7 protein-coding genes are annotated in these 8,758 nt (G+C 74.6%); 6 read left to right on the plus strand and 1 reads right to left on the minus strand.

What is annotated here, in order from left to right; genetic code table 11:
- Window position 1 precedes the first annotated feature (1 nt).
- The 5 genes from ATM99_RS08535 to ATM99_RS08555 all read left to right on the plus strand — a co-directional run bounded on the left by ATM99_RS08535 (window position 2) and on the right by ATM99_RS08555 (window position 6,819).
- Window positions 2-1,882: an HSP90 family protein gene (locus tag ATM99_RS08535; RefSeq protein WP_062102484.1), complete on the plus strand. Its 1,881-nt coding sequence runs from the start codon at window positions 2-4 to the stop codon at window positions 1,880-1,882.
- Entirely contained in the window at window positions 1,879-3,840 is a 1,962-nt protein-coding gene (locus ATM99_RS08540) for a hypothetical protein (RefSeq protein ID WP_062102485.1), read from the plus strand. Before ATM99_RS08535 ends, ATM99_RS08540 begins: the two co-directional genes overlap by 4 nt.
- Window positions 3,841-4,284: 444 nt before the next feature.
- Window positions 4,285-4,719, plus strand: a complete 435-nt coding sequence (locus ATM99_RS08545) for a DUF6318 family protein (RefSeq protein ID WP_062102486.1) — start codon at window positions 4,285-4,287, stop codon at window positions 4,717-4,719.
- Between the two features lie 377 nt (window positions 4,720-5,096).
- Entirely contained in the window at window positions 5,097-5,669 is a 573-nt protein-coding gene (locus ATM99_RS08550) for a hypothetical protein (protein WP_062102487.1), read from the plus strand.
- Window positions 5,670-5,778: 109 nt separating this feature from the next.
- Window positions 5,779-6,819, plus strand: coding sequence for an aldo/keto reductase (locus ATM99_RS08555; RefSeq protein WP_062102488.1), 1,041 nt, complete (start codon window positions 5,779-5,781; stop codon window positions 6,817-6,819).
- A gap of 268 nt (window positions 6,820-7,087) precedes the next feature.
- On the opposite strand, the gene ATM99_RS08560 is transcribed toward ATM99_RS08555, so the two are convergent.
- The gene (locus tag ATM99_RS08560; protein ID WP_190278807.1) at window positions 7,088-7,753 is read right to left on the minus strand and encodes a GntR family transcriptional regulator; all 666 of its coding nucleotides are present in this window, start codon (window positions 7,751-7,753) and stop codon (window positions 7,088-7,090) included.
- A 175-nt stretch (window positions 7,754-7,928) separates the two neighbouring features.
- Between ATM99_RS08560 and ATM99_RS08565 the strand changes: the two genes are divergently transcribed.
- Window positions 7,929-8,758: ABC transporter ATP-binding protein (locus tag ATM99_RS08565; RefSeq protein ID WP_223304906.1), on the plus strand; the 830-nt coding region annotated here is incomplete at its 3' end.

Consider the following 8,758-nt stretch of genomic DNA (forward strand, 5'->3'; position numbering starts at 1 on the left):
CGTGGAGAACCAGTCCACCGCGGCGGGCCGGGCCTTCCAGGTCGACCTGCGCGGCGTCGTCGACCTGCTGGCACGGCACCTGTACTCGGGGCCCCGCGTCTACGTGCGCGAGCTGCTGCAGAACGGCGTCGACGCGATCACGGCCCGCCGCGCCGTCGACCCGGACGTACCCGCCACCGTGCGGCTGCGTCCGGGCCCCGACGGCACCCTCGAGGTCACCGACACGGGCATCGGGCTGACGCCCGCGCAGGCCGAGGAGCTGCTCGCGACCGTCGGCCGCTCGTCCAAGCGCGACCTCGACCTGGGCCTGGGCCGCGAGGAGTTCCTCGGGCAGTTCGGCATCGGTCTGCTGTCCGCGTTCATGGTCGCCGACGAGATCGAGCTCGTGTCGCGCTCGGCCACCGACCCGCAGGCGCCGCCCGTGCGCTGGGTCGGCTACGCCGACGGCCGGTACGACCTGACGGTCCTGCCCGCCGACGCGCCCGTCGAGCCCGGGAGCACGGTGCGCCTGCGCGCGCGCCGCGACACCGACCACTGGCTCGCGGCCGAGACCGTGGTCGCGCTCGCCGAGGAGTTCGGCGCGCTGCTGCCCGTCGACGTCGCGGTCGAGGTGCCGCTGCCCGGCACGGACGGCACCGCGTGGCGGCGCACGAGCGAGCCCGTGCTGCCGTGGCGCGCGGAGTACCGCGACGACGCCGAGCGCACCGCCGCGCTCGCGGCGTACTGCGAGCGCACGCTCGGGTTCACGCCGCTCGCGCACATCGACCTCGAGGTCCCGCTCGCGGGGCTGTCGGGCGTCGCGTTCGTGCTGCCCACGGCCGTGCCGCCCGGTGCCGGGTCGCGGCACCGCGTGTACCTCAAGCGCATGCTGCTCGGCACGCAGGTCGAGGACCTGCTGCCCGACTGGGCGTTCTTCGTGCGCTGCGTCGTCGACACCGGTGTGCTGCGGCCCACCGCGTCGCGCGAGCAGCTCTACACCGACGACACGCTGCTCGCGGCGCAGGAGGCGCTCGCGGCGCAGGTGCGTGCCTGGACGGTCTCGACGCTGACCTCGCCGTCGTCGACGAGCCGCAAGGTCGTCTCGACCCACCACCTCGCGCTGCGCTCGCTCGCGGTCGTCGACGACGAGGTGCTCGACCTCGCCGCGCAGGTCCTGCCGTTCGAGACCACGGACGGCACGCAGACCCTGGCGGCGGTGCGCGAGTCCCACGGCGACGTGCTGCACACGACCCGGGTCGAGGACTTCCGCCGGGTCGCGCCCGTCGCCCGCGCGCAGGGCATGACGGTCGTCAACGCGGGCTACGTGTACGACGCCGACCTGCTGGCACGTCTCGCGCGCCGGCCCGGCTGGCGCGTGCGCGAGCTGAACGCGCAGGACGTCGCGCAGGTGCTCGAGCCGCTCGAGCCGCTCCGCGAGCTCGAGGTGCTCGACCAGGTGCGCGCGGCCGACGCGGTCGTGCGCCCGCTGGACTGCGACCTCGTCGTGCGCCGCTTCGAGCCCGGGGAGGTGCCCGCGGTCCTGCTGGAGGACCGGGAGGGCCGCCACCGCAGCGACGTCCGCCGCACGGTCGCCGAGGCCGACGACCTGTGGGGCGGCGTCCTGGCCGGGCTCACCGACGTCGCGGACGACGCGCCGGCACGACGGCTCGTGCTCAACGACGCGAACCCCACCGTGCGACGGCTGCTCACCGCCGCACCCGACGCGCCCGTCCTCGCGGCCGGCGTGCGGTCGCTCTACGTCACGGCGGTGCTGCTGGCCGGCGAGCCGCTGCGCGTGCGCGAGGCCGAGCTCATGAACGACGCGATGGGCGTGCTGCTCGACGCGGGGCTGAGCCCCCGCCCCGAGCCGCGCGTGCCCGACGAGACCCAGGAGGACGTGTGACCCGCTCGCTCGACGAGGCCAACCGCGAGATCTCGAGGGTGCGGTCGCTGCCGTACGGCGCCGCACGCACCCAGGCGGCCGAGCAGCAGGTGCGGCTCATCGAGGCCGAGGGGCCCGACAAGGCGCGCGCGTTCGCGCTGTCGGTGCTCGTCGAGTCGCTGGTGTGGAACGGCGAGGTCGACAAGGCCTACCTGCCGTTCACGCAGCTCGTGCGCTGGTACGACCAGCACCCCGAGCACTTCGACGACATGGACGTCCAGGGCATGTTCTGGACGTTCAAGTGGATGGTCGGGCACCTGTCGGACTTCCCGAACGTCCCCGCCTCGCAGATCGAGGCGACCCTCGAGGACATGGAGCGGCGCTACGCGGTGGCCGGGCTCGGCCGCGACGCGGTCGCGTTCGAACGGTTCTCGCTGGCCCGCACGCGGGGGTCCGCCGACGTCGACGCGCTCTACGAGGAGTGGGTGCGCACGCCGCGCGACGAGTACTCGCAGTGCGAGGTCTGCGACCCGGGCGACCGCGCGACGTACCTCGTCGAGCGCGGTGACGCCGAGGAGGCGCGCCGCCTCATCGAGCAGACCCTCGCGACGGGGCAGACGTGCGCGACCGAGCCGGCGGACATGCTCTCGACGCTGGCCCTCATCCACCTCGACGCGGGCCGCGCGCAGGAGGCCGCCTCGACGCACCGCCGCGCGGTCGCCGCGCTGGCGGACGCTGAGTCCGACATGGCCGGTGCGCGCGGCGAGCGGTTCGAGCTGCTGGCGCGCGGCGGGCAGCCGACGCGCGCGCTGCGCGCGCTCACGGCCGACCAGCGGCTGCTCGTGCAGGCGGACACGCCGCGCGACCGGCTGGCCTTCCTGCTGCACGTCGTCGGCGGCACGGCCGCGATGCTCCCGGAGCACGCCGCCGTGGCCGTCGCGTTCGACGGCGTGCCCGCCACGGACGTCGCCACGCTGCACACGTGGGCGGACGCCCAGGCCGAGGGCCTCGCGCGCGCGTTCGACGCGCGCAACGGCACCGACCGGTACGCCACGCTGCTCGCCCGGGCGCGGGCGACCCGTCCGGCGGACGTGCGGCTCGACCTCGACGTGATCCGCCCGGGCGGGCCCGACGGCGCCCCCGTGGCCGCGGCACCTGCTGCCGCCGCACCCGCGCCCGGCCCCGACGGCGCCGCAGCGCCCGAGTCGGCGGTCCAGCGCGCCGAGCGTCTCGTCGCCGACGGCGACCTCGTGTCCGCCGCCGGTGCGTGGCTCGAGGCGGCTGCCGAGGCGGAGGCCGCGGGCCGGCTCGCCGAGTCCGGGTTCGCGACCGCCGAGGCAGCCCGGTGCGCGCAGGAGGCCGGTGACGAGGACGGCGCCGCCGCGACGTACCCCGGCGCGGTGGCACGCATGCGTGCCGGCGGCGTCCCGGCCGCCGACGTGGCGCCGGTGGTCGTCGCGTGGGGGCCCGTCGCGGTCACCACGGGCACGGGCGCCGCGCTCCTCGAGGCCGTCGACGGCCTGCTCGACGCGCTGGCCGAGCCGACGACCGACGCGGACGCGCCCGCACCCGCCGACGCCGCCGCGCACGCGGCCGGGGCCGAGCTCGACGAGCGGGTCGCGCGCACGCGGCGACGCGCGCGCGCCGACCTGGACGACACCGCCGCGCGGGTGCTCGCCTCGATGGGCGCCGAGCACGCGGCCGATGCGGCGAGCCGTGCCGGCCGCGCCGCCGAGACCTACGCCGCGGTGGACGCCGTGGCCGACGCGTCGCACGCGTTCTGGCTCGCCGGGCGCCTGCACCACGCGATGGGCGGCGTCGAGGACGCGATCTGGAACCTCGAGTCCGCGGTCGAGGGCTTCGGCATCGCCCGGGCCGTCGAGCCGCGCGGCGCGGCCGCGTCGATGCTCGTCGACATGCTGCGCGCCGCCGGTCGCGACGACCGCGCCGACGAGGTCGTGGCCTCGCTCACGCGCTGAGCAGCCGGACGTCGGCCGGGGCACCCCAGGGCGCCCCGGCCGACGTGCGCCCGGGGCGATGCGGCCGGGCCGTGCTTCACCGCTCCGTGCACCGCCGTTCGGCCGCCTGTCGCCGGGTCGCAGCGCCCCCCGACCGACCGGGTCTCCGTCTGGTGCGTCTGTCCACAGATGCCTCGGATGTGCCCCGCCCGGTGTCCGGAATCGGTAAGTTCGTGCCTCATGGGGCTGCAAGGGACGACGACGAGCGACGAGCGCACGCATCACCAGGTGCGAGCGCCTCGGTCGAGGCCGGCGACCCGTAGCGTGGCCCTTGGTGCGCTGCTCGTCTCGTTCGCGTCGCTCGCGGGCTGCGCGGCGGGTGATGTCCACACACCGGTCGCGACGACCCCGGCTCCTCCGCCAACCACGACGGGCGCCTCCACGCCGACCCCTAGGCCGACGCCGATGGCGTTCCCCGCCCCGGACCCGGCCATCGCCGAGCCCAGTCCCGAGGGTGCGATCGCCGCTGGCACGCAGTTCGTGGCGCTGTACGACTACGCGTACTCGACTGGGGACTCCGGGCCGCTGATGGAGATGTCGGCCGAGGGGTGCGTGTTCTGTGGGCACGTGCGGGACAGAGTGCAGGAGATGGTCGACGGGGGGTACTCCACCGAGGCTGACCCGTTGCGTGTGTCTCTCTCGGACAGTGCGGAGATTCGCGAGGACGAGTGGTTCCGGGTGCATCTGCGTGCTGAGCAGGGGCCGGTCGCGACGGTCACGCGCGACGGCACACGTCACCAGACGTCGGAGGGGGGAACGGTCGACTTCATCTTCGCGATGTCGTGGCGTGGTGATGGTTGGCGAGTGGAGGCCGTCACGCTTGAGTCGGTCACCCCGTGAGTCGATCCGTGCTCATGGCTGCGTGGACGCTCACAGCCACTCTCGCCGTCGTTTCGGTCCCGGCGTCAGGAGCTCGAGGGGCTGCCTCTGTTCCTGACTTCCGCAACGTCAAGACTGACGTCGGCGTCTCTGGGGATGCTGCATACGACATCGTGGCGGGTTGGGCGGACGGACAGGCCGAGCGTGGGTCGACGGTGCCCGCCCCTTCACCGTCGGCGGTGGAACAGGAAGAGCGGTTCGCCCGGTTGTGCGCGGACGCGGAGCGTGCGGCAGGCGCGTCGAGCGACGGCTCCTGCCTCGGCTTCGGGTTCGGAGTGGGCGGGCCGGTGTGCGAGGAGGGTGAGACCCCGCGCTTGCCACGGTGGACGCGGACGCGCGTGCCCCCGTCCGAGACGTGGAGCGACTGGGTGATGCAGGACTACGGGTCGTGCGTCGGCGCGGACGCCCCGGTGCCCGTGCTGACGGCCGAGGACTTCCGGCGGCTGCCGCTGCCGGCACCGGCGCTGCACGTGCAGCCCGACGGGGACTGGGTCCTGGTGAACATCGAGACCATCGTCTACACCGACCCCACGCCGGTGACGCTCACGACCGAGCTGCTCGGGCAGGCGGTCACGGTCGAGGCGACCCCGACGCGGTTCACGTACGACTGGGGTGACGGGCACAGCACGACGACCACCGACCCGGGTCGTCCGTACCCGGCGTTCGACGTGGTCCACGCGTACGAGCGGCCGGGAACGGTCGCGATCACGCTCACGACGCAGTGGTCCGGCCGGTACCGCGTGGGCGGCGACCCGCAGTGGCGCGACGTGACGGGCACGGCCCAGACGTCGGTGACCGGCCCGACGATCGACGTCGAGGAGCGCACGTCGCGGCTCGTGTCGGGCACGTGCCTGCAGCAGCCCGACGCCCCGGGCTGCGAGGGGTTCGACCCGCGGTCGGCGCGTCGCTGACGGCACGGCGCGCTTCTCCGTCGTCGACGGCGCGGGACGAGTCGTGGCGGTGCGGGCACGTCGGGCCGCGCGGCCTAGCCTGGGGGCACCCCACCCGCGAGGAGCGACGATGCCCAGCCTGGACCCGTACCGTGCCGCCGACGACCGGTACGCCACGATGACCTACCGCCGCACCGGGCGGTCGGGCCTCGACCTGCCCGCGCTCTCCCTGGGCCTGTGGCACAACTTCGGCGACACCACGCCGTTCGGCACGCAGCGCGACATCCTGCGGCGCGCGTTCGACCTGGGCGTCACGCACATCGACCTGGCGAACAACTACGGCCCCCGGCCGGGCGCGGCCGAGGAGAACTTCGGCCGGCACCTCGCCGCCGACCTGCGGCCCTACCGCGACGAGCTCGTCATCTCGACCAAGGCCGGGTACGACATGTGGTCGGGCCCGTACCAGGACGGCGGGTCCCGCAAGTACCTGCTGCAGTCGCTCGACGCGTCGCTCACGCGCATGGGCCTGGACCACGTCGACGTCTTCTACCACCACCGTCCCGACCCCTCGACGCCGATCGAGGAGACCATGGGCGCGCTCGCGCACGCCGTGAGCAGCGGCAAGGCGCTGTACGTCGGGGTGTCCAACTACTCGCCCGCGCAGACCCGCGAGGCGCACGCCGTGCTCGCCGAGATGGGCGTGCGGCTGCTGATCCACCAGCCCAGCTACTCGATGTTCAACCGGCACCTCGAGAACGTGGGGGAGGGGCAGCGCGAGTCGCTGCTCGACGCCGTGGGCGACCTCGGCGTCGGCATGGTCGTGTTCTCGCCGCTCGCGCAGGGCCTGCTCACGGGCAAGTACCTCGGCGGCGACGCGCCCGCGGGGTCGCGTGCCGCGGGTGCCAGCCCGTTCCTGTCCGACCGCTCGCTGTCGGAGACGTACCTCGCGCGGGCCCGCGCGCTGAACGAGGTCGCCGAGGCGCGCGGGCAGAGCCTCGCGCAGCTCGCGCTGTCGTGGGTGCTGCGCGACGACCGCGTGACGTCCGCGCTCATCGGTGCGAGCTCGGTGTCGCAGCTCGAGGACAACGTCGCGGCCCTGAGCACCCCGCCCCTCACCGACGCCGAGCTCGCGGCGATCGACGAGCACGCCGTCGACGGCACGGGGCGCTGACCCCGGCGCACCAGCCCACCCGACACCGGCCGGCCGGAGGCCGGGCCCGACCGCCCGTCCGACGGCCGCGGCCCCGTCGGGTCTGACGCGTGCGTCGTGAAGGGTTGCTGCCGGATCCCGGCAGCAACCCTTCACGGCCCGGCGCGAGCGGCTTCACGGCCCGGCGCGAGCGGCTTCACGGCGCGGCACGAGCGGCTGCGCGGCCCGGCAGGGGAGAGACGCGCGCCGGGCTCCGGGGGGCTCGGCGTGCGGCGGGCCTCCGTAGCGGTCAGTCCGTCGCGCCCAGGCGCTCGCGCAGCCGGTGCGCGTCGGCGAGGTGCCGCAGCATGATCTGCGCGGCGCGGTCGCCGTCGCGCTGCGCGAACGCGTCGAGCAGCTCGCGGTGCTCGCGTGCGCTCTTCTCGCGGTCGCCGCCCTGCGCGCGCACGAGCGCCGCGAGGTAGAAGCTGCTGATCTGCCGCAGGTTGCGCAGCACCTCGCCGAGCCGCGGCGAGCGCGCGTACGTGATGACCTCGAGGTGGAACCGGCGGTTGAGCTCGAGCCACGTCGCGTGGTCGGGGGCCGCCTCCATGTCCTGCTCCGAGCGGCGCAGCGCCGCGAGCTCGGCGTCGGTGATGCGCTCGGCGGCGCGGCGGGCCGCGAGCGGCTCGAGCAGCAGCCGCATCTCGTTGATCTCGACGGCCTCGTCCAGGTCGACGTCCCGCACGGTCGCGGCGCGCTGCGGGTGCACCTCGATGAGCCCGTCGTTGGCGAGGTCGCGCATGGCCTCCCGCACGGGCGTGACGCTCGTGCCGAAGCGCTCGGCGATCTCGCCCTGCACGAGGCGCGCGCCGGGCGCGTACACGCCCGAGAAGATCGCCTCGCGGATGCGCTCGCGGACCCAGACGTGCGCGGTGACCGGGGCGTCGGCTCGCGTCGCGTCGGTGGGGCTCACGGCGGACATGCTCGCACGCGTCGCACGGTCGCGGGCGGGCCCTGCGGGTCGGGTTCCGGCGGGGGCGAGCGTCATCGGGGCCTCCGTTACAGCGCCTTTACGTAGGACGTACGCCGGTGAAACGAGCCCGGCGTAGAACATCTATAGATTATAGAACCGACGAGAAGGAGCCCCCGTGACCACGACCCTGGCACCGGCCCCGAGCGGGTCCGCCACCGGCACGACGAGCGACGCGCAGCTCGTCGTCGAGCACGTGCACCGCCGGTTCCCCAGCCCCGAGGGCGGCACGGTCGACGCGCTCGTCGACGCCGACCTCACCGTCCGCCCCGGCGAGTTCATCTCGCTCATCGGCCCCAGCGGCTGCGGCAAGAGCACGCTGTTCAACCTCATCGCCGGGCTCGACACCCCCACCGAGGGGCGCATCCTCATCGACGGCGTCGACCGGTCCGGGCAGCAGGGCCTCGTCGGCTACATGCTCCAGAAGGACCTGCTGCTGCCGTGGCGCACCGTCCTGGAGAACGTCGTCCTCGGGCTCGAGATCGGCGGCGTGCGCCGCAAGGCCGCGCAGGCCATCGCGCGGCCGCTGCTCACCACGTACGGCCTCGGCGGGTTCGAGGGCCGGTACCCCGCGCAGCTCTCGGGCGGCATGCGCCAGCGCGTCGCGCTGCTGCGCACGATCCTGTTCAACCGCGACGTGATCCTGCTCGACGAGCCGTTCGGCGCGCTCGACGCGCAGACCCGCGAGCACATGCAGGAGTGGCTCCTCGACCTGTGGGACGACTTCCAGAAGACCGTCCTGTTCGTCACGCACGACATCGACGAGGCCATCTACCTGTCCGACCGCGTCGTCGTGATGTCCGCCCGGCCCGGGCGGATCGTCGCGAGCTTCGACGTCCCCCTCGACCGGCCCCGCAAGCCGTCGGTCGTCACGAGCGCCGAGTTCGTCCGCCTCAAGGCCGACGCGCGCGAGCTGCTCAACGGCGCCCACCGGACCCACGACGCCCA

The sequence above is a fragment of the Cellulomonas sp. B6 genome (genome assembly GCF_001462455.1).
In the GTDB taxonomy this organism is placed as follows: Bacteria; Actinomycetota; Actinomycetes; order Actinomycetales; family Cellulomonadaceae; genus Cellulomonas.